At 63.9% G+C, this 19,796-nt stretch carries 16 protein-coding genes; all 16 read right to left on the bottom strand.

Annotated elements, in window-relative coordinates:
• Positions 1 to 219 precede the first annotated feature (219 nt).
• Complete coding sequence (locus BI347_RS10445) at positions 220 to 1,116, bottom strand: hypothetical protein (RefSeq protein WP_071115841.1); 897 nt, start codon at positions 1,114 to 1,116, stop codon at positions 220 to 222.
• Between the two features lie 62 nt (positions 1,117 to 1,178).
• Positions 1,179 to 2,300 (bottom strand): SDR family oxidoreductase, encoded by a 1,122-nt coding sequence (locus tag BI347_RS10440; protein WP_275638244.1) that lies wholly within the window; start codon positions 2,298 to 2,300, stop codon positions 1,179 to 1,181.
• Positions 2,301 to 2,413: 113 nt separating this feature from the next.
• Positions 2,414 to 3,496 carry a type VI secretion system protein TssA gene (tssA, locus tag BI347_RS10435; RefSeq protein ID WP_071115839.1) on the bottom strand — a complete coding sequence of 361 codons (1,083 nt, stop codon included), beginning with the start codon at positions 3,494 to 3,496 and terminating at the stop codon, positions 2,414 to 2,416.
• A gap of 42 nt (positions 3,497 to 3,538) precedes the next feature.
• Positions 3,539 to 3,802, bottom strand: coding sequence for a PAAR domain-containing protein (locus BI347_RS10430; protein WP_071115838.1), 264 nt, complete (start codon positions 3,800 to 3,802; stop codon positions 3,539 to 3,541).
• Positions 3,799 to 5,232, bottom strand: coding sequence for a hypothetical protein (locus BI347_RS10425; protein ID WP_071115837.1), 1,434 nt, complete (start codon positions 5,230 to 5,232; stop codon positions 3,799 to 3,801). Before BI347_RS10425 ends, BI347_RS10430 begins: the two co-directional genes overlap by 4 nt.
• Positions 5,233 to 5,244: 12 nt before the next feature.
• A complete protein-coding gene (gene tssH / locus BI347_RS10420) occupies positions 5,245 to 7,884 on the bottom strand; it encodes a type VI secretion system ATPase TssH (protein WP_071115836.1) in 2,640 nt (879 codons plus the stop codon).
• 19 nt (positions 7,885 to 7,903) lie between these two features.
• Positions 7,904 to 8,377, bottom strand: coding sequence for a hypothetical protein (locus tag BI347_RS10415; RefSeq protein ID WP_071115835.1), 474 nt, complete (start codon positions 8,375 to 8,377; stop codon positions 7,904 to 7,906).
• Positions 8,378 to 8,576: 199 nt separating this feature from the next.
• A complete protein-coding gene (tssG, locus tag BI347_RS10410) occupies positions 8,577 to 9,596 on the bottom strand; it encodes a type VI secretion system baseplate subunit TssG (protein ID WP_071116392.1) in 1,020 nt (339 codons plus the stop codon).
• The gene (tssF, locus tag BI347_RS10405) at positions 9,560 to 11,416 is read right to left on the bottom strand and encodes a type VI secretion system baseplate subunit TssF (protein WP_071115834.1); all 1,857 of its coding nucleotides are present in this window, start codon (positions 11,414 to 11,416) and stop codon (positions 9,560 to 9,562) included. The genes tssG and tssF overlap by 37 nt, the downstream gene beginning before the upstream one ends.
• Before the next feature lie 17 nt (positions 11,417 to 11,433).
• Positions 11,434 to 12,057, bottom strand: a complete 624-nt coding sequence (locus tag BI347_RS10400; RefSeq protein ID WP_139166928.1) for a YidX family protein — start codon at positions 12,055 to 12,057, stop codon at positions 11,434 to 11,436.
• Positions 12,058 to 12,082: 25 nt separating this feature from the next.
• Positions 12,083 to 14,098, bottom strand: a complete 2,016-nt coding sequence (locus BI347_RS10395) for a T6SS phospholipase effector Tle1-like catalytic domain-containing protein (protein WP_083338810.1) — start codon at positions 14,096 to 14,098, stop codon at positions 12,083 to 12,085.
• Complete coding sequence (locus BI347_RS10390; RefSeq protein ID WP_083338809.1) at positions 14,095 to 14,757, bottom strand: DUF3304 domain-containing protein; 663 nt, start codon at positions 14,755 to 14,757, stop codon at positions 14,095 to 14,097. The genes BI347_RS10395 and BI347_RS10390 overlap by 4 nt, the downstream gene beginning before the upstream one ends.
• Positions 14,758 to 15,168: 411 nt before the next feature.
• A complete protein-coding gene (locus BI347_RS10385) occupies positions 15,169 to 15,828 on the bottom strand; it encodes a DUF3304 domain-containing protein (protein ID WP_083338808.1) in 660 nt (219 codons plus the stop codon).
• Positions 15,825 to 16,286, bottom strand: a complete 462-nt coding sequence (locus tag BI347_RS10380; RefSeq protein WP_071112507.1) for a hypothetical protein — start codon at positions 16,284 to 16,286, stop codon at positions 15,825 to 15,827. Before BI347_RS10380 ends, BI347_RS10385 begins: the two co-directional genes overlap by 4 nt.
• Before the next feature lie 3 nt (positions 16,287 to 16,289).
• Entirely contained in the window at positions 16,290 to 17,072 is a 783-nt protein-coding gene (locus BI347_RS10375) for a DUF4123 domain-containing protein (protein ID WP_071112506.1), read from the bottom strand.
• A complete protein-coding gene (locus BI347_RS10370) occupies positions 17,069 to 19,729 on the bottom strand; it encodes a type VI secretion system Vgr family protein (protein ID WP_071115830.1) in 2,661 nt (886 codons plus the stop codon). Before BI347_RS10370 ends, BI347_RS10375 begins: the two co-directional genes overlap by 4 nt.
• Between the last annotated feature and the right edge of the window lie 67 nt (positions 19,730 to 19,796).

Below are 19,796 nucleotides of genomic sequence, written 5' to 3'. Positions count from 1 at the left end.
CCATAGGCCTACGGCGTTGGCGGCGGCAAGCCGCCAACGCCGTAAACACCGTAAACGGCACGCAACAGGACATCCACGCACGCCCATCGAAACGAGCGCATTCAAACAAATCGTCGCCGGCTCCGGCACCGAATAGTAGGAATGGATCAAGCACGGAAGCGCACACACGCCGCCCCAACGGCATTGCTTGCTGCGCAGGCGCAGGCCTTGCCAAAGGACTCACAGCAGGTACAGCTTCAATCCCAGAGTCAGGCTGCCGCGGAACGCGCCGCCATATTCCGAGCCCGCGCCGCCTCCTGTCAGATTGAGCATCGCAAAGCCGGACAGGCGGTCACTCAACCGCGTCTCGCCGTAAGCCATCGCGTTGCGGCTGCGATCGTCCAGATTGAAGGTCCACTCCAGCCGCCAGTAACGGTTCAGCTCCTGTGGATTGCTCTGCAGGCTGGCCCACAGGTAATGGCGGTTGCGCAGCGATGCCTGGCCGTCCGACGGCAATGGCACCCAGCCCGTCGGACGGCCGCTGCCATTGAACAGATATTCGGCGGACAACACCTGCCCGCTTTCCCGGGTATAGCTGGCTCCGGCCAACCAGCGAGAGCCGGCCTGCGGCGCGGCGACGCCCTGCGTGGAAGGCGGTGTCTGGCCGCGCTGGCTAGAGGCCTCGGCATACAACAGCCAGGCATCGTCAGGCGTGTACTGGGCGAAACCGCCCCAGAACGGCCCCAGGCCCTGGCTGCGCGGCTGGCTGACAATCAAGCTGAACAAGGTGCTGTCGCCCTGGCGATCCCGCTTGAACAACATGGTTTGCAATTGCCGCGGCGGGGCCAGCGTGCGGGTATCGGAAACATAGGCGGAAGTCAGCCGCCAGGCTCCCTGGCTGTGGGTCCAGCGCGCCAGGTCTATGCCCGGCGTATCCGCCAACGGATTGGTCTTGCCGCTATCGAAGTAAAACGGGTTGCTGGGCGAACGGAAAGTGGCCGGTCCCCAGCTGAAGCGCTCCCGCCCCGCCAACCACTGCTCACCGCCGCTGGCATAGCTCAGATAGCCCTGATTCAGGCCAAGCTGGCCGTCGTTGCCGCAGCCGGAGCAGTCCAGCTGCGCTTTCCACGCCGGCATCGCCGCCGGCCTCGACCTCGGCCAGCCGCAGGCTCGCGCGGCAATGAGGGCATCACAGTATCTCAAGCAACTTGGGCTTCATGGCTTCCATCCTGCATTCTGTCAGACAACTTCAAATTGGCGGCCGCCGAGCTTCCCGCCGTTCCATAGCGGGAGTCCAGCGCGTATCCGGTAGACAAGCGCAACGTGCGTTCGATGTCGGGCAGCACGATGCCTGCTGCGGCCAGTTCGCGCTGGGTGGCTGCGCAATCGAAATCCCGCTCCGAGTCGAGATAGGGCCGGTAGGTGCGCTGCAGCAGCTTGAGCGGGCTGAGGTGGTAGCGCTGCAATTCGGCCGGCGTCGCCAGCGCCTCCAATTCGCCGTGACGATACCGCCGCGGCTGACGGACTCCGCCGCCGCGCTCGGCCAGCACCTGGTACATCAAACCGAAAATGCGCTCGAAACTCAGACTCTGCGACAGGCCCGCAGTCAGGTGATAGACGCGGCCGGCCGCCTCGGGACGCTCGCTCAGATGCAGCATCGCGTCGCACACGTAATCGGTGGGCACCAGATCAGGCCGGGCGCCAGGATCAGCCAACAGCACCGGCATCCGGTCGCGCTCCGCCAGCTTGAGGAATTCGTAGTAGCCGAAGAACTTGCGAATACGGCCGCTCCGAGATTCGCCGATGATCTGGCTTGGCCGGTAAATCGTCAGCGCAATCTCATCCATCGCCGCCGCAGCCATCTCCTCGCCCTCCAGCTTGGACTGCTCGTAGGCATTCCAGAACGCCTGGCCGCAGTTGCGCTCGGACTCGGTCAACCACCCCTGCCGCCGCCCGGCGACATAGGCGGTGGACACGTAGTTGGGCCGGAAGTCCGGCTTGCCGCGCCAGGCACAGGCGCGGCAGAAGGCGAGCACCTCTCGGGAGCTATCCACATTGGCGGCGCGCGACTCGGCCAGCGGCAGAGCGAAATCGACGCTGGCCGCCAGATGGAACACTTGGGAGACTTCGCCGGCCAACTGCCGCCAGAGCTCCGGCTCCAAACCGAAACGCGGCAGGCTGACGTCGCAGCGCAGAGCCTGGACTCGGCCGCGCTCAACTGCGCTCAGCCCGCCATAGGCGGCGGCCAGCTCCAGCCTGGCCGCCGCCGCGGGTAGCGCCGCGCCAGCCTGGGCAGCAACTCCCCGCCCAGGCTGCGCCAGGCAACGGATTGAATGCCCGCACCCGGCCTGGAAACGAAATATGGCGCGGGCCGATGAAGGCGCCGCGCCATGCGAATCCGCCGTACGCCGCCAATAGCCGGGCGGCGGGGACTTTACTCGGTCTTGACGTCCAGCAGCTCCTGCAGCTGGCTGAGGGTGCCGCTATCCTTCACCACATGCTGCAGCCACTCCTCCAGGCTCATCTCGGCCCAGCGCGCGGCCCGTTCCGCCAGCAGCGACACCGGGCTGTGCGGCTCGTTGTGGCGGAAGTAGCGCGCCACTTCGCCCAGCATGCGCACCGCTTCCTCGCGGCTGCGGATCTGGCCGTTGAACGTGCTGGCGGGGGCGGCGCTGTACGCCGGGCTGGGGGCGGCTTGGCTCACGGTGCGGCTTTCCTCTGCGGGCTGCGGCTGCGGGGCGGCGGCCGGCTTGTTGACGGCAAACTGCTGGCGGTAGCGCAGCACCAGGTCCTGGCAGGCGTAGATGGCGTTGCGGATGTCAGCCAGGCTGGGCGCGGCGGCGCCGAAGCGCTGGTCCGCCAGCGCGTCCAGCGCCTCATAGGCGGTCAGCGCGCTCACCAGCTCCTCGGCCTTGGCCTGGAACCAGCCGTGGCCGGACTGGGCAGCGGCTTTCTCGAACGCTTCGCCGCTGAGCTTGCCTTCGGCGATGGCGGCCTCACGGGCTGCGCTGTCCTTCAAGCCCAGGTTCTCCACCTCGCGCGACTGCTGCCACTGGTTCCAGCTGTAAGCACCGAACTCCGACTTGATCAGCGGGACATTGCGCAGCGCGCCGCCCAGCTGCTGGTTCAGCCATTCCAGCTTGGCCACCCGCTCGTCCAGATCGTGCGGGTCAAGCTCCGGGAAGCCGTTTTCCCAATACTGCCCCAGCCAGCCATTGACCAGCGCCAAGCCGCGCGCCAGGCCGGCCACGCCGTTGACCTGCACTTGGGCCTCGGCATACCAGGCCAACAGTTGCAGGTCCTTGCTCTTGTTCTGCAGCGCGTCCTCGCACAGCCGCACCACCTGCGGCCATTCCGCCGTTTTCAGCGCCTGTTCCCAGTCGCCCTGCGACAGCGACGGGTCGTCGCTGCGACGCGCCTCGCGGATCTGGTCGAAGGTGGCGGAATAGGCCAGGTCTTCGCCGGCCGGAGCGTGGACGCTTACCGGCTGCAACAGATGTTCGATATTGTATTCCATGATTCTGTCTTCGTTTCCGGGGCCATGCCCCAATACAGGGAGCTAAGCCTTGCCGACTTGCGGCAGGGTGGAAATCAGGGTGGCGCCGCAGCTGACCTTGTGGCCGTCCAGCGCCACCGCCTTGCCGCCCACCAGCCAGCCGCCGTCGCCTTCGACGATGGTGCAGTTGACGTGGCCGTCCTTGGGGCAGGTGACAGAGTCGCCGACGCAGGCCACCTGCTTGCCGAACAGCGTGGTGCTGGACGCGGCGCTCACCACCTTGCCGCCATGGTCGGTGGGGTCGCCCAAACGGATTGCCGCCTTCATGCCATGGTCTCCTCTGCAGGCGGCCTGGCCAGCGCCAGCGACACCTGATCGTGATGGAACTGGGTGATGACGGCCGGCGCCTGCAGCCGCGCGCTGTGGCTCACCGCGGTGGCGGCCAGCAGCATGGACGTAGCCGCGCCGGCATCGCCCCATTCGCGCACCACATTGCTGGCCTCGTCTATCGGGTGCAATTCGACCTCATGCCGCGACAAAGCGGTGGCGATGGCCGCCAGCCGCACGCCGCCGACGTCGATCTGGCCGCTGTTGTGGCACAGCCAAGCCAGGCCGGCCGCCTGCCGCGTGTCCGGCTTGGCCTCTTCCGGGCTGAACGGATAATCCAGCAGCGCGGCGTTGACCAGCGCGTTGTCCAGCACCGGCTGCAGCTGGCGCGCCAGTTGCAGCGCCTTGTCCTGCGCCAAGCTTGCCGAACTGGACTGCGCCATCACCGCCAGCAGCGGCAGCTGCGCCAGGCTGGCCTGGCGGCTGGCCGGCACCGCGCCCCAGCCGGCGGCCGGACCGGAGAACTCCTTCTCCCAGTAGGGCTGATAGGGATCGGCGCCCTCTTCCGCCAGCATCGCCTGTGGAACCGGCAGACCGTCGCGCAGGAACACCATCGCCACCACCGCCATGCCGGGCTCGCCGTGCCAGCGGCGGTGCGCCTGCAGCGCCGGGTCCGGCGCGCCCCAATCCTCGTCGTCATCCTGTTGCGCCAGCGGCGCGTCGGCGGCCACCACCACCACGCCCGGCAATTCCGGGTCCTGCTGCAGCGCCTGCAGCACGCGGTCGGCGATCGGCCCGCTGCCCGGCAGAAAGCGGCAATCGCCGGACACGTGGCAATCCGCGCCCAGGGCCTCGGCCGCCGCGGCCTGTTTGAGCGCCTTGGCCCGCGTCAACTGCTCCACGCCGGACACCAGCGGCATCGTCTCCAGATACAGCGGCAACCAGGCCGCGCCCGGCGCCTCGGCGTACAAGCTGGACAACATCTCCGCCAGATAGGGTTCCAGCGCGTCCAGCGCCTCGCCCGGCTCCACGTCGTCCGCATCCAGCGCCTGCCAGTAGCTGCCGTCGGCGGTCTCGGCCAACCAGGCCGGTTCGTCTTTGGCCGGCAGCGCCGCCGCCCACAGCCAGCGGCAGCCGACCGCGCGCTGTCGCTCCGCCAGCGCGGCCATATGCTGCGCGCGCGCGGCCTCGCGCTGGCCGTCGCGCTCGCTCTGCGCCAGCGCCTCCTGCCGCTGCGCTTCGGCTTGGGCGCGTTTTTCCTTCAGATGCGCCCACAGCTTGATGCCGACGCTCAACAGCATCGGCGGCCCCAGGTGCAGCAACAAAATCGCGGACGGGCTGATGCGTTGCCAGCTCACCGGCAACACCAGCCACAGCAGGCCCCACCAGCCTATGGTGAGGCCGCCGAACAGGCCCAACATTCTCCACATGCGGATAACTCCTTAGCTCAGTCGCACTTTCACCTGCTCGCCCTTAAGCGAGACGGCGATCTTCTTCACCGGCCGGCCAGCGGCCATCCGCGACAGCAGGTCGCTGGAAATCTGCGCCAACAACGTGCGGGTGAGGATGGCGTCGGCATTGCGCGCGCCGCTGTCCACATCCAGGCAGCGCGCCGCCATCTGCTCGGCCAGTTCCTCCGGGAACTCAACCTGCGCGCCGTGGTTGTCGGCGATGCGCCGGCGGATCTTGTCCAGTTTGAGGCCGACGATGGCGCGCAGCACCTCGTCGCTGATCGGGAAATAGGGCACGATGGTCAGGCGGCCCAGGAAAGCCGGCTTGAAGGTCTTCTGCAATATCGGCCGCAGGATTTCCACCAGGTCTTCCGCGGTCGGGTCGCGGTTGACGTCCTCCACCGTCACCCCATGCTCGCAGGCGCGCATCACCAAGTCGGTGCCGGCGTTCGAGGTCAGCAGGATGATGGTGTTCTTGAAATCCACCTCGCGGCCTTCGCTGTCTTCCAGCACGCCCTTGTCGAACACCTGGAAGAACAGCTCCAGCACATCCGGATGCGCTTTCTCCACCTCGTCCAGCAACACCACCGAGTAGGGCTTGCGCCGCACCGCCTCGGTCAGCACGCCGCCCTCGCCGTAGCCGACATAGCCCGGCGGCGAGCCTTTCAGGCCGGACACGCTGTGCGCTTCCTGATACTCAGACATATTGATGGTGATCAGATTGCGCTCGCCGCCATACAGCGACTCGGCCAGCGCCAGCGCGGTTTCGGTCTTGCCGACGCCGGACGGCCCCACCAGCAGGAACACGCCCTTGGGCTTGCCCGGGTCCTCCAGGCCGGCCTTGGCGATCTGCACCCGCTCGGCGATCTGCTCCAGCGCGTGGTCCTGGCCGATGACGCGCTCGCCCAACAGCTGCGCCAGCTTCCGTACCTGCTCCAGCTCGTTGCTGACCATGCGGCCCAGCGGAATGCCGGTCCAGCCGGAAATCACGTCGGCGATCACGCTTTCGTCCACGCATTCAAACGCCAGCGGCTGCGCCTTTTGCAGCTCGCGCAGCGCCTTGCGCTTGGCCTGCAGCGGGCTGATCTTCTTGCCCTTGGCCGACTTGGCCTCGTCCTTTTGCGCCTTCAGTCCGTCGATTTCGGCCACCAGCTTCCGCTGCGCCTCCCAAGCCTCATGCAGCTGTTCCAGGTCGGCCTGCAGCTCCTTGCGCTGGGCGTCCAGCTCGGCGATACGCTCGGCGTGGCCCTCCTCGCGCTTGAGCGCCGCCACTTCGCGGTCGATGTTGGCGATCAGCACCGACACGTCCTCTATCGGTCCGGGCTTGCCGGCGCGCGACAGCGCCACCCGGGCGCAGGCGGTGTCCAGCACACTGATGGCCTTGTCCGGCAACTGGCGACCGGCAATGTAGCGGCTGGACAGGTGCACGGCGGCGGCCACCGCCTCGTTGAGTATTTCCACCTGGTGGTGGTCGGCCATCGCGTGGGTGAGGCCGCGCACCATCTGCACCGCGATCTCCGGCGCCGGCTCCTCCACCTTCACCACCTGGAAGCGGCGCGCCAGCGCGGCGTCCTTCTCGAAATACTTCTTGTATTCCGCCCAGGTGGTGGCGGCGATGGTGCGCAGCTCGCCGCGCGCCAGCGCCGGCTTGAGCAGGTTGGCGGCGTCATTCTGGCCGGCTGCGCCGCCGGCGCCGATCAGGGTGTGCGCCTCGTCGATGAACAGGATGATGGGCGCCGGGCTGGCCTTCACCTCGTCTATCATCTGGCGCAGGCGGTTTTCGAACTCGCCCTTGACGCTTGCCCCCGCCTGCAGCAAACCCAGATCCAGCGTGCGCAGCGTAACGCCGGCCAGCACCGGCGGCACCTCGCCCAGCACGATCTTGCGCGCCAGGCCTTCCACCACCGCGGTCTTGCCGACCCCGGGCTCGCCGGTGAGGATGGGGTTGTTCTGCCGGCGGCGCATCAGGATGTCTATCATCTGGCGGATTTCGACGTCGCGGCCCAGGATGGGGTCGATTTTGCCGGCGCGCGCCTGGGCGGTGAGATCTATTGTGTACTTGTCCAGCCCCGGGCTGCCGCGGCGCAACTGCGGCGCCTGGGCCTCCGCCTCGGCGTCGTCATCCTGCGCTTCAGCAGCCTGGGCATTGGCCGCCGCCTCACCGCCGTGCTTGCGTAGCGCGACGTAGGCGCCCTGCAGCCTGCCGGCGTCCTGGCGCGCCAGCGCGGCCGAGCCGGACTGCAGCGCGCCGCGCAAGGCGTCGTCGCTCCACAGCGCCAGCAGCAGGTCCAGCGTGGACACCTGGTCCTGGCCGTATTCGGCGCTGGCCGACAGCCAGGCCTTTTCCAGCCACTTGGGCAGCCAGGCCGACAGCACCGGGTTGCGGGTGTTGCCGCTGCGGAAGGCGTCCAGCGCGGCGTCCAGCTCGCGCTCCACCCGCGGCAGGTCGGCGTCCAGAGCCTGCAGCGCGGCCAGCGCGGCGTTGTTGTCCTGGCCGAACATCGCCAGCAGCACATGCTCGATCTCAATCTCGAAATGGGTGCGGGCCAGCGCGCGGCTGGCGGCCTGCTCGATGGCCTGGCGCGCGGTGGGCGTCAACCGGTCTATCAGGGATTTCAGCGATACGGACATATGCTTCCAATACTAAAAATTAAGGGGATTCTTTGAATGCTTCGTCGTTTGCCGCCGGCGCCGGCAACTGCTGGGCCAGCCAGGCGCGCACCTCGGCGCAGCCGCCCTCGTCCAGGTCCGCCAGCATGGCTTCATGCCAATCCAGCAACTGCTTGTCGTCCAGGCACTGCCGCAACAAGGGCCAGCTGTTTTCCAGGAACACATGGAAAAACGGCACGCCGCGCTGGTGCAGGAACATGTCGTCGGTGATCTTCAGCTGGCGGTGCAGCTCGCGCAGCCAGGCCAAATACGGCAGCGTTTCCCGCGCATGGCCGGCCTGGGCCAACGCGGAAATGAAATTGACGTAGGCCGACGCGCAGGGCACCTCGCGGCTGGCATGGTTCAGTTGGTCGAACTTCATCAGCCACGTCTTGCCGCGCGCCACGTCTCCCGCCATCACCGAACTGGTGGCCAGCTGCAGCGCGTTGTGGGCGCCAGGCTCCAGTTCGAACAACTTGTGCCTGCAGGAAAACGCCGTCGCCCACTGGCCCTGGCGGCTGCGCCAGCCGCAAGGCCTGCTGCCATTGCTCCTGCTGCAAAGCGGCCACCGCGGCCTGCAGCTCAGGCGGCGTATCCGGTTTTTCCACTCGCAGGGCAGGCGCGGGTTTGCGCCCCAGCAAGCGCGACAAAATGCTCATTGCGTGCCTTTCCACTCAGTTCAACAGGGTGTAGCGCATATCGTCGGGGTGGCGCTCCGGCATGCCCAGCCAGCCGTCTCCGCCCAGGCGCAGCGAGGCGGCGCCCAATACCGCCGGCGCCACGTCGCGCTTGTCCAGCACCAGGCACACCTCCACCGCCAGCGCGTGGCCCAGCGCGAACTGCATCAGCGCGCGCAGCGCCTGGGCGCCGTCGGCGTGCGGCTGCAGCGCGTCGAACTCGGCGCGCCTGAGCGGCCCCAGCCGCAGCTTGAGCTTGGTCTGCCTGTCCCAGATGCGCTCGCCGGCAAATGCGGAAAAACCCAGCTCGCAGCCGTCCAGGCCCAGCTGGCTCTGCTCCGCCTGCGGCACCGCCAGCCATTGGCCGACAAACTGCTCCAGGCAGGCCTCGACGCCGAAAAAGCCTTCCACCAGCGTCGTCAACGCCTGCGCCGACATCGGCTTCTGGCTGAGCAGGCCGGCGAAGTAGACGAACATGCGCTCGTCCAGCCGCGCGCCCGGCCCCATCTGCTGGCGCAGCTGCGACAAGCCCACTCCGCCCAGGTCCAGCAAGTTGCGGGTGAAGCCGTCGCGCTCGCCGGCCTCCACGTTCACCCAGCTGCGGTACTTGCACCAGGCCTCGTAGAACAGCGCGCCGGCGCGGTGGCTGAACAGGTCGAAAAAAGCGTGCATGGTGCTGTCGCGGTGGCGCAGCTTGCGTTCCAGCAACAGCTCGGTGTACGCGGTGGGCAGCACGCCGCTCGGGCCGGTCAGGCCGAGGAAGCTGATGGTCATCTCGTCCGGGCCGCCGCCGTCCTCTTCCGCCGGCCGATACTGGATCAGCTCGCTGGCGGGAAACGACAACGACGCCAGCGTGCGGAAACGCAGCGTGTCCGGCAGCCGGCTGCGGCGGACGCCGGGACGCTTGCGCGCGGCCAGGCCCAGCAGGCGCACCGCCTGGAAGAAGCCAAACTGGCTGGCGTCGCGCGCCAGCTCCTGCCTCAGATCACGAGGGCTTCGCCGGCTCGGGCTGGCCATACCACCTCCTCGTTCTGCTGCACGGTTTCCACCCGCAGGCGGGTGAAGCTGTTTGGCGCGCAGTACAGCGCGAAGAAACGCTCCAGGATGGAAGCGAACAGATACACGCTGCCGCCGACATAATAATCCGCGTCCAGTTTCAGGCGGATTTCGCTGCCGCGCACAAAGCCGGCGAAATCGCGCCCGCTGACGCGCGTCACCGCCGCCTCGCTGTGGATGCCCGCTATGCCCTGGATCTGCCGCACGTTCACCGGCGAAGCGGTGAGATTGTACAAGGCCAGCATTTCCTGCAAGGCGCCCACGCCGGAATCGACGATGGACATATAGTTGAGCGACAGATGCGAAATCAGCCGCCACTGCACCGCGCGCCCCAGCGGGCTGCGCTGGCTGGCGGACGGCTTGCGCAGCAGCCGCACCCGCTTCACCACCGAATGCCCCGGCAAGGAAAAATCGGTGCGCTGCGCGGCCTGGCTGCCGCCAAACGGAATCTGCTCCGGCAAATCGCGGTTGCTGCAAAGCAGGTCCAGGCTCAGCACCTCGGCCGCCGGCCGCACCATATTGAACTGCAGGTCCACCAGGTGCAGCTCCAGGTCGGTGCCCTTGTCGCCGGCGCGCGGCGAGCCTTCGCGGCTGGTGTGCCAGTAGAAGCGCGGCGCCTGCTGTTCGCCGCCGTGGCGGGTGGCATAGAACGGCGGCACTTCCTCGCTGCTCTCGCCATCGCCGGATTTTTCCACCCGCACCACGCGGCGGATCTGGATGATCTCGTAGGCCTGCTGCTTGCGCGAATCCGCCAGCACCGCGTAGCCGGCCTTCTGGTGGCTGACGCGGATGGGTTCGGCGGGATGGTGGAACAGATTGACGATGGGCGCGCAACCCAGCTTCAGGTGATGCGCCTGCAACTGGCTTTGCAGGCGGTGATGGCGTTCGCTGTCCGGGTAGTCCGCCAGCGCCAGCTGCAGCACCAGCTTCTCGCCTTGCAGCCGCGACGCCGCCTTGCCCAGATCGGCGATGTCCAGGAACAGGAATTTTTCCGGGTAGCAGAAGTATTCGGTCAACAAACGGTAGCCCATGAACGAGCGCTCGTCGTACTCCAGCATGCCCTCGTCGCGGCCGAAACCCACCGGACGGATGGCAGAGGCCGGAAGCACCACATTCCTGGCCGGATCCTCGCTGCCGTCGCCTGCGCGGATGCGCAGCACCTTGGACAGCATCAGCTCGTACAACAGGTGCATCAGCGCCGGCTCGCCGTCCAGGAAGAAGCGCAAACACTCCAGGCCGATATCGCTGACCGCCAGGCCGCCGTGGGTGTGGAATTCCAGCGTCAACAAGGCCGCCGCATCCGGCGCCAGCTGGCGCAGATAGGGCGAGCCGCTGGTCAGCTCCAGCTTGGCGCTGTGCAGCGACAGCGGATACAGGTCGACCGGATAGGCGCTGCGGAACTTGCACACCACCCCGCCGATGGCCGGCGCATGCACTGGCTGGCCGCGCTCCACCCGATAGCGCTTGGCGATCTCCGGCCGCGCCGGATCGCACTCGAACTGCACGATGGTGGCCGACGGGATAGGCTGCAGATAATGCGGATACAGCACATCGAGGAAGCTCTCCGCCACCTCGGGATATTCGTCGTCCAGCTTCTTGTGGATGCGGGACGCCAGCAGCGCGAACGATTCGATCAGCCGCTCGGTGTGAGGATCGGCGCACTGGTCGCCTTCCATCTGCAGCCGGCCGGCGATCTTGGGATAGCGACGCGCGAACTCGCCGGACAGCTCGCGCAGCTGGCCGAGTTCGCGTTCGTAGTAGGGGAGAAGAGATTCAAGCATCGTCTGGGCAAATATTATCAGTGGGTAGCGGCTAATACGCCGACAGCCAAGGGGAACATCACAATCCCGCCCAACACTAAGACACCATCAACAGCAAGCGTCACAGGGGTCAGCAATATGATCGCCCGTTTCAAACCTGGCGAGTGGTGCTCCGCCACGCGAATTGTATAGGGTTGATTAAACTTGCCGATACTTGCGGGCATCTCAAATCCTTTCGCAGAGTAACGCGTGCCATGGGCATGGTAAGTTTTTTTCCAACTGCCAGGGTAGTTATCGTATTGGAATTTTTCATCGAGCAGCGACTTGCGCTCTGTATCCGAGACTTCCCCCGTTAAAGTCAGATTGACATAGCCATCCACCTTGTTTTTGGTGGATACCGAAAAATAATCGAAAGATGCTTGCAATCTCGGCTTTAATGAAGATTTCAACAGCAATGGCAAATTGCCCAGATCATCCATTACATAGTGATAATCCTTGCCCAGCACCACCAAGTTTTTTCCATCGGCGGTAACAAAAAAGCCTTGCGCATTTTCATCGTAATAAACAATATTATCGGCCTGGCTCTGTTTGAACAAAGCCGGGGTGGCGCAAGCGCTGAGCGCTAAGGCCGGAAGCGCCATCATAAAATTACGTCGATTCATATCCACCTGTTATTTATTCTTCAACTCATGCAACCTGAGCATCAAATGCATTGAATCCGCGTCTGGTCAGCAAAACATTATCTGCCCCGGCATACACTTTGCGATAACGCAGATAACCGGCGCCTACGCTGAATGGCTCCTGCCCGCCTGTCACGCCCTTGGGAACCTGTTTGCGGCCAGATTCCACATATAACTTGACCCAACCTTTTTCCTCTTCCGATAAGGTATTTGGGTCCTGATGCGACATTTTCTCCAGCATGGCCAAAATTTCTGGCTCTTCCTTGCCGGTTAGCCGGAACCAGGCATAGGAATCATGCACGTAATACTGGAACAGACGGCTGGCGGCCGGTTTCAGCAATGAAGATTGCTCGCCCTTTTCCAGCTCCGGCCAAATGTCCTTGAACTCGGCCCAGTCTTTGACCACCTTGGGATCAAGCGTCGGCGGGTAGTAAGCCTTTCTCATCTTGCCAATCTGCTCCATCTCGCCACTGCTCCAACGCTTGTAATAGCTGAGATGTTCGGCCAGCCTGACGTTGCCGCCCAGCAAGTCGTTGACGTCCGTGTTGGACGCGTTTTGCAGATTGTCGAAATGCGCGCGCAAGGACGCATCGTCCTGCTTGTCCACCCAGCTCAAGCGCCAGGCGATGTAGGGCAAATACAAATCCTTCAGCAAGCTCTTATACGCTTTTTCCGGCGCGGGCTTGCCGGCCTCGACGCCGAGCGTGGCGAGATAGGCGTTGAAGTCGGCTATCAATTTTGGGTCCACCTGCATGCGCAGTTGGGCGGCAGGTTTGGCCTTTTCCGCCTTCAGCGGCACGCCGGCCAGCCGCGCCTTGCGGTACATCACCGCCAAGGGAATCCGCGATAGCATGTCACTGCCTTTGTCGGACACGCCACGCCCCTGCTCCTTGGGCAGATAGCCGCCGCCCACATCCGAATGCACGCCGGGAAACATGATCTCTTCGCCGCCCGGGGGCACGCCCGCACCCATTTCGATCGAGTCCAGCGGGAAGCTGCGGCGGATTTCATGTGCCGCCACAAGATGCACACAGGGCATGCCCATGGGCACCCGCAGCGAGGTCTCCGCGTCCGCCCATTCCGCATGGCCGTCGAACAACAGCGTGGACGAGGCCAGGCCCACCGATGCCACGGTATCGAAGATGCCCAAAAAGTCGAACTTCACCGGGAAGCCGCCCAGAGTCATCTGCCCCGGCTGGTCGGTCAATTCCGCATCCAGCTGGCACAGGCGCTGCATCCAGTTGCTGAAGCAGCGCGCCTTGGTGGCGCCGCGCGAAAAGCCGAATGCGGACAGATGGATATTCCCCACCTTGCCCTTGGACATATTGGCCGGCTTCTCGCCCGGCGCATGCATGAAATCCTTGATCGAGCCGTGCAGCAGCTTCAGTTGCGCGCGCAGCAGATCGTAGGTGCTCTGCTTGCCCTGCTCCATTTCGCGCGCGGTCAGCCAGCGCTCTTTCTTCAAGTGCCAGCCGGTAATCACCAGTTGTTTGCTCAGTGCAGCGATCTTGCCCTTGTCCAGCAGCTCCTGCCCAACAAAATAGCGGTTGAGGTTATTGATCGCCTGCATCAAGGCCCAGACGATGCGCTCATGGCCAAACAAGGCGGAGGCGGCGCCAAAGGTGGCATCCATGCCCTTTCCGCTGTCATTGACTTGCGGAAACGGCGTGCCTACGCCCGGAATATACACTTTGAAGAAGTGCGGATAATCTTCATTCCCGTCCAAAGGCAGTTCTTCTTTGACCACCCCCGGCACAGCCTGACCTGGGTAAATATCGTACAAGCGCGCCACATTGGAAAACCCCTCGTTTTCGGTGCACAGGTTATAGTTATTGCGTGTGCCATCGAAGAAAAAACCGAAAAACAGATTGAAATCGCAGCTGGCGTTTGGGTTACCTACTGGGGGAAGTTCCCGCTTTTCGAACTGCCTTAACTTTGGAATATCTTTTACTGGATCAAAAAATTTCGCGGCATTTGTAGGATCCGACCACGAAGTATCATATAAGCTTGCTAGCGCTGTCATTTCAATGCCCTCTCAAGCTTATCAATATTTATCTTAATATCATTTATTGTTTCTTGCATAGCAGGCCTATCCTTATTACTCACCTTCGGATCCTGTATAGCCTGCTGCATAACTTTTAATAATTCTGTTTCTCTTTTCAAATCTTCTGCCCAGATTTTCCTTTTATACTCTAAAGAAGGCTTCGGCCAGCCCTTGATCGCACCCGGCCAATTCGCATTCGATGGATCGTAACGGCTGACCACCAGCGCCACCTTGTCGTCCGGCAGCAACTGCACCCACACCGTACCGACATCGCTGGCCTCATAACGTGGCACATCCACAGTGCGTAGCTGCAATGGAATTCTCTCCTTATCCCATTCCGCAGCGGTCTTGGCCTTGGTTTCATCCTTGGTCTGGACTATCAATTGCATGCCTGGCTGCCATTTGGCCGGCAGATTGACGCAGCACATGATGCCGCCCGCACCGTATGGGCCAATCATTTCCGCCGCTTCCGCCTGCTTGGGCGTTTGCGGCTGCGCCACCGCCACCCAGTCGTAGCCCTTGCCGCTGTAATTCACCACCGTCATCGACGCGCCCAACTGGCCACCCATACCGGCGCAAGCGCTCAGCGCCGTGCAACACAACAGTAGCCAGACCATTCTTTTCATCACGATACCCACCTGAGTCTCCTGTTTTTCAAATCTAGCCTGCTGCCTCCGCGATCATTGACTTGCGGAAACGGCGTGCCTACACCCGGAATATACACTTTGAAAAAGTGGGGATAATCCTCACTCCCGTCCAGAGGCAGTGCTTCTTTGACCACCCCGGCACAGCCTTACCTGGGTAAGTGTCGTACAAGCGCGCCACATTGGAAAACCCCTCGTTTTCGGTGCAGAGGTTATAGTTATTGCGCGTGCCGTCGAAGAAAAAACCGAAAAACAGATTAAAATCGCAGCTGGCGTTTGGGTTGCCTATTGGGGGAAGTTCCCTCTGCTCATATTTTCTTATTGCCGCCCGATCCGAACTATCAAAAAAAACTTCATATTGGCTCGGATCATGGCTTGTGATTGGTATATCACCACAGAGCTTCGTCACGGCCGCCCTCCCAATCTATTGATTTGATCCTGAACAGAATCAATGGCATCTTGGTATTTTTCCCGATTCGCACTATCTTTCTTAATCTGCGCTTGGAAATCAGCAAGATCTTTAGTCAAAAGTCTCATTTCCTGATCCCATAATTGGCGACGGTACTCCAGAGAAGGCTTCGGCCAGCCCTTGATCGCACCCGGCCAATTTGCATTCGTGGGGTCGTAACGGCTGACCACCAACGCCACCTTGTCGTCCGGCAGCAATTGCACCCATACCGTGCCGACATCGCTGGCCTCATAACGTGGCACATCCACAGTGCGTAGCTGTAATGGAATTCTCTCCTTATCCCATTCCGCAGCGGTCTTAGCCTTGGTTTCATCCTTGGTCTGGACTATCAATTGCATGCCCGGCTGCCATTGGGCTGGCAGGTTGACGCAGCACATGATGCCGCCCGCGCCGTATGGGCCAATCATTTCCGCCGCTTCCGCCTGCTTGGGCGTTTGCGGCTGCGCCACCGCCACCCAGTCGTAGCCCTTGCCGCTGTAATTCACCACCGTCATCGACGCGCCCAGCTGGCCGCCCATGCCGGCGCAGGCGCTAAGCATTAGGCAAGCCAGCGAGGGAACCATCCAGCGGCAACACCTCGCTTGCGTCAGGCTCATTGGTCTGCCGGCACACGCTCCAGCGCCAGATCCATGCCCGGCATTACCAGCAAGTAATCCGTGCGCATCACGTGGCTGCGCCCATTGGCGCTTTGCAGTTCGGTGCCCTTGGCGATATGGAACAGCGCGATCCGGTCGCCCACCAGTGCGGTGGAGCGGATGGCCGGCGCATCAGCATCTGGCGTCCAGCCCAGCCACTGCGCCAGGTATTTGCCATCCTTTTGCAGCTCCGCCTTTTGCGGCTCTCCGCTGCCCATCAGGCCTTTAACATTCAACCAATAACCGCCATCGCGCTTTTCCACGGTCACCAAGCGCGCCGGTTTGCCGTCATCGCCATAAATCTGCTGCATCTCGCCCGAGGGCTGCAGCACATAATCCCCAACAAACTCATCCGCCATGGCAGACAGCGGCAGCAACGCCAACACCAAAGCCAAACACTTGCCGATTCGACCCAACATGCCCTATCCCCTCAAATTGAACGCTGCGGGATCCCGCAACGCATCCAGACAACATTGATAACGTTCATCCGGCGCATCCACGCCATTCTTGTCGGCCTGCGACAAGGCTTGCTCGACAGCAGGATGGCAATCCGCCAGCACCTCAGGCCGTATCGCGCGATGGAATTGCATGTGATACAGCGTTTCATCCGCCTCCCCTGCGCGAATCAATGCCAGGGTTTGCTCGGCATTCAATACCGCCTTCTCTGCCAGAGGCAGCGCCTCTCGCGGCATGGCCAAGGTTTCCCAAGCGCCGAAACGCGTGGGAACGACACACAAGACCGCCGGGCCAAAAAACTGACCGCGCTGTTCATCATCCAGCACGCCCACGATGTCTACCAGGCGGCGGGTATCTGGAAAGCGCAGGTTGAAATGCTGGTCATCCGCCTTCACCACACACCACGGCAGCAAACGCGCCGCCAACTCGGGCAAGCTTTCCGGGGTGCGCCACACGCTGACCATAGGCATGCCATCACACTGCATCAGAAAACGCTGTATCTGCGCGTACCGCAGTTCTTCCCACTGCACCAATAACGGCGACGCGGACATCAACTGTTCATCGCCATCATCGCTTTGGGTAAACACGCTGAGCCATGGCATGCCGCTAAGACGAATATGTTTGAGCAAGCCAGGATTGAGCGCGCCATCAAACAGCAAATATTGCTGCAAGTTCTCGCTTAACGACGCGTCTTGCTGCAACAGGGTTGCCAGCGCCTCGGTATCAAAAGAATGGATCAGCTTCATCATTGCACCTTGCTGAAAGCAGAACCGGCTTTGGCGCTACGCAGCAGGCACTCTACGCACACCTCCTTGGGAAACTGCGGGAACGGCAGGTTCATGCTCGCCGGCCCGCTCCAATCATGGCTGGCCCCCTTGAAGCTGACGGTGCCCGGCGCGTGCAGCTCGATCTTGCCGTCCTTGATGCGCACGTAAGCGCCGCCGCTGGTCAGCAGGATTTCCTTCTTGGCGTTGAAGTGGATTTTCTGTTTGACCGAGGTGATGGCGACATCCTGATCCGCCGTGATCTCCATCGCGTCGCTCTGCGCCTGGATCTGCACCTTGCCCTTGGCCGCGATCAGCTTCAGCGCCACCTTGTCTTTCACCCCGGCCACGAACAGGCTGATGTGCTGGCCGACGTTGTGCAGCCAGCGTCGCCCCGTCGTGTGGTTGGCATCGCGCTGGGCGACGAGGTTCAGGTTGCTGCCGGCGAATAGCGTCTGGCTTTGCTCGGTCAGGGAGGCGATGCCGGCCGGGCCGGACAGCACCAGCAGCGGCTGCCGGCCGGCTTGCTCTTTCGCCGTTTTGCCGTCTTTGTCGGTGTTCGATCCCGCTTCCCAGGCCTTCAGCGCGTCGACGTGGTGCTGCAGGTGGCCGTCCGGTTTTTTGCCGGCTTTGGCGTTGTCCGGGCCGATGGCGTCGGGGCCGGTTTCCATCGTATCCGCCAGCTGGCCAGTGGCGGTTTCGGCCAGCGCCTGGCTGAGGGAGAGGGCGGCGTCGAGCTGGCTCTGGGCGTGCTCGCGCGCCAGCTGTTTGCCCCCAGCGCCGTTCTGCGCTTCGGTGGACAAGAGCAGACCGTGGGCGGCGCGGATGGCGCCGTGCTGGTCGGTTCTGAGCTCGAAGCCTTCGCCGCGTGGCGTCGCCTTGCCGTTGCTGCGCGGCTGGGTCAGGAAGCCCTGGTTCAGTTGGGTCTTGCCGGATTCGGAACTGAGTTTGGCGCGCACTTCGCCGGGGGTATCGTCGAACAGCAGCTCGTTGTAGCCGCCGCCCTGGTGTTCTTTGCTCTTGATGCCGGACAGCGTCTTGTTGGCGGGGAGCGAGCCGGCGCCGCTGAAGTCGGGCGTCGGGTGGCTGCCGTTGTACAGCACGCCGGTGATCACCGGCCGGTCGATGTCGCCTTCGATGAAGTCGACCAGCACTTCCTGACCAATGCGCGGGATGAACTGGTGCCCCCAGCCGGCGCCGGCGCTGGGCATGGCGACGCGCAGCCAGCATGACGACTTGTCGTCGAGTCCGGCGCCGATGGTCGGGTGTTCGTCCGGCCGCTGCCAGTGGAACTGCACCTTGATGCGGCCCTGTTGGTCGGTGTGGACGTCTTCGCCCGGCGGACCGACCACGGTGGCGGTCTGCACGCCCAGGCTGGTCGGCTTGGCCTGCGCGGTGTGGGCGTAGGCCGGCGTCAGCGGGATGCCTCGGCGCTGGGCCTGGAGCGTGGTGGCGAACGGCGCGGCCTGGGCGCCGGCGGTCACGGCGGCGTCGCTCTCCAGCCCCAGGGCCAGCAGCCCGGGCGCGGCCTGGTTCAACTGGCGGGTGAGGTCGGCCGGCAGGTTGTTCTGGGCGCGCAAGGTCTGGCCGGTGACCACGAATTCGCGCTGTTCGGCGCTGTCGGCCTGGTGCGCCGGGTGGTCGTCAAGGCGGAACCACTGGCCGGCGGTCAGGCCGCGGACCGAGCCTGCGCCTTCGAATTGTTTGGCCTGCAGATCGTGCGCCTGCTGGCGCAGCTGGGCGTAGCGGGACAGCTGGTCGGCGTCGCCGGCGTAATACAGGCCCTGGGCGTCGTAGTCCTGCAGGCTGGATTGCAGCGCGCCGCCGCCCTGGCCCTGGTCGATCTGGCTGCTGTCGCCGGTGTGCCGGGTGGACACCGGCTGGTAGTCGAAGCTGGCCAGCGCCACCTGGCCGGGCACAATCTGGCGGCTGCTGTTCCAGCCGGTGAGGCCGTCCTCCTCTTCGGTGGCGTCACTGCGGTGGAAGCGCACGCGTTCGAGCGGGGCGGGCGGCAGGCTGTAGGCGTCGTCGAACACCACCAGCTTGACCTGGGGACTGTCGCCGTCGATATGCTCGAAGCGCCAGGCGTAGCCTTCCTCGTGCAGCAGGCGGACGATGAAGTCGTAGTCGCTCTCGCGGTATTGCAGGCAGTAGCTGCGCGGCGACGCCGGGCCCGCCTGGATCTGCAGCGCCTGCCCCCGGGCGAAGGCGGGGTTGGCGGCCTGGTGTTCCCGCAGGATCTGCTGGACGATGTCCGGCACCGTCAGGTCCTGGAACACCCGCGAAGTGCGGCGGTGGCGCAGCAGCGCGAACGGCGGCTCCACCGTGAGGCCATACTTGGCGAAACCGCCGTCCGAGCCTAGCAGCCGCGCTTGCGAGACCACGCCGCAGCGCACCGTCTCCACGCCCTGGGCGTCGGCGATGCCGATGCGGGCCGGCTGGCCGAGCAGGGTCTTGAGTTCGATGGCGCCATCGGGCGACAGGCAGGTCAGGGTGAAGCGGTACGGTTTGGACACCCCTTCCTCGCCGTCCAGGCTTTGCGGCAGCAACTGCTCGGCCGCGATGTGGCCGTCGCCCAGGCCGAGGGTGAGCAGGCGGTGGTCCTGGCTGAAGGCGGAGGCGAAGCTGGCGAGGAGGTCCATGGATATTCTTGTTTGAATCGATAGTGATAAGGCTGAAAATTGCGGCCGCGCCGGCTATCGCTTGCCA

Source organism: Chromobacterium sphagni, assembly GCF_001855575.1.
GTDB lineage: Bacteria > Pseudomonadota > Gammaproteobacteria > Burkholderiales > Chromobacteriaceae > Chromobacterium > Chromobacterium sphagni.
This window is presented reverse-complemented; position numbering and strand designations above follow the sequence as displayed.

Excerpts from the sequence above, each read along its gene's own strand:
- BI347_RS10370 (WP_071115830.1), bottom strand. The coding sequence starts at position 19,729 with ATGGACCTCCTCGCCAGCTTCGCCTCCGCCTTCAGCCAGGACCACCGC.
- BI347_RS10380 (WP_071112507.1), bottom strand. The coding sequence starts at position 16,286 with ATGTTGGGTCGAATCGGCAAGTGTTTGGCTTTGGTGTTGGCGTTGCTG.
- tssF (WP_071115834.1), bottom strand. The coding sequence starts at position 11,416 with ATGCTTGAATCTCTTCTCCCCTACTACGAACGCGAACTCGGCCAGCTG.
- BI347_RS10425 (WP_071115837.1), bottom strand. The coding sequence starts at position 5,232 with ATGTGGAGAATGTTGGGCCTGTTCGGCGGCCTCACCATAGGCTGGTGG.
- BI347_RS10385 (WP_083338808.1), bottom strand. The coding sequence starts at position 15,828 with ATGAGCCTGACGCAAGCGAGGTGTTGCCGCTGGATGGTTCCCTCGCTG.
- BI347_RS10395 (WP_083338810.1), bottom strand. The coding sequence starts at position 14,098 with ATGACAGCGCTAGCAAGCTTATATGATACTTCGTGGTCGGATCCTACA.
- tssA (WP_071115839.1), bottom strand. The coding sequence starts at position 3,496 with ATGGAATACAATATCGAACATCTGTTGCAGCCGGTAAGCGTCCACGCT.
- BI347_RS10400 (WP_139166928.1), bottom strand. The coding sequence starts at position 12,057 with ATGAATCGACGTAATTTTATGATGGCGCTTCCGGCCTTAGCGCTCAGC.
- BI347_RS10375 (WP_071112506.1), bottom strand. The coding sequence starts at position 17,072 with ATGATGAAGCTGATCCATTCTTTTGATACCGAGGCGCTGGCAACCCTG.
- BI347_RS10430 (WP_071115838.1), bottom strand. The coding sequence starts at position 3,802 with ATGAAGGCGGCAATCCGTTTGGGCGACCCCACCGACCATGGCGGCAAG.
- BI347_RS10445 (WP_071115841.1), bottom strand. The coding sequence starts at position 1,116 with ATGCCGGCGTGGAAAGCGCAGCTGGACTGCTCCGGCTGCGGCAACGAC.
- tssG (WP_071116392.1), bottom strand. The coding sequence starts at position 9,596 with ATGGCCAGCCCGAGCCGGCGAAGCCCTCGTGATCTGAGGCAGGAGCTG.
- tssH (WP_071115836.1), bottom strand. The coding sequence starts at position 7,884 with ATGTCCGTATCGCTGAAATCCCTGATAGACCGGTTGACGCCCACCGCG.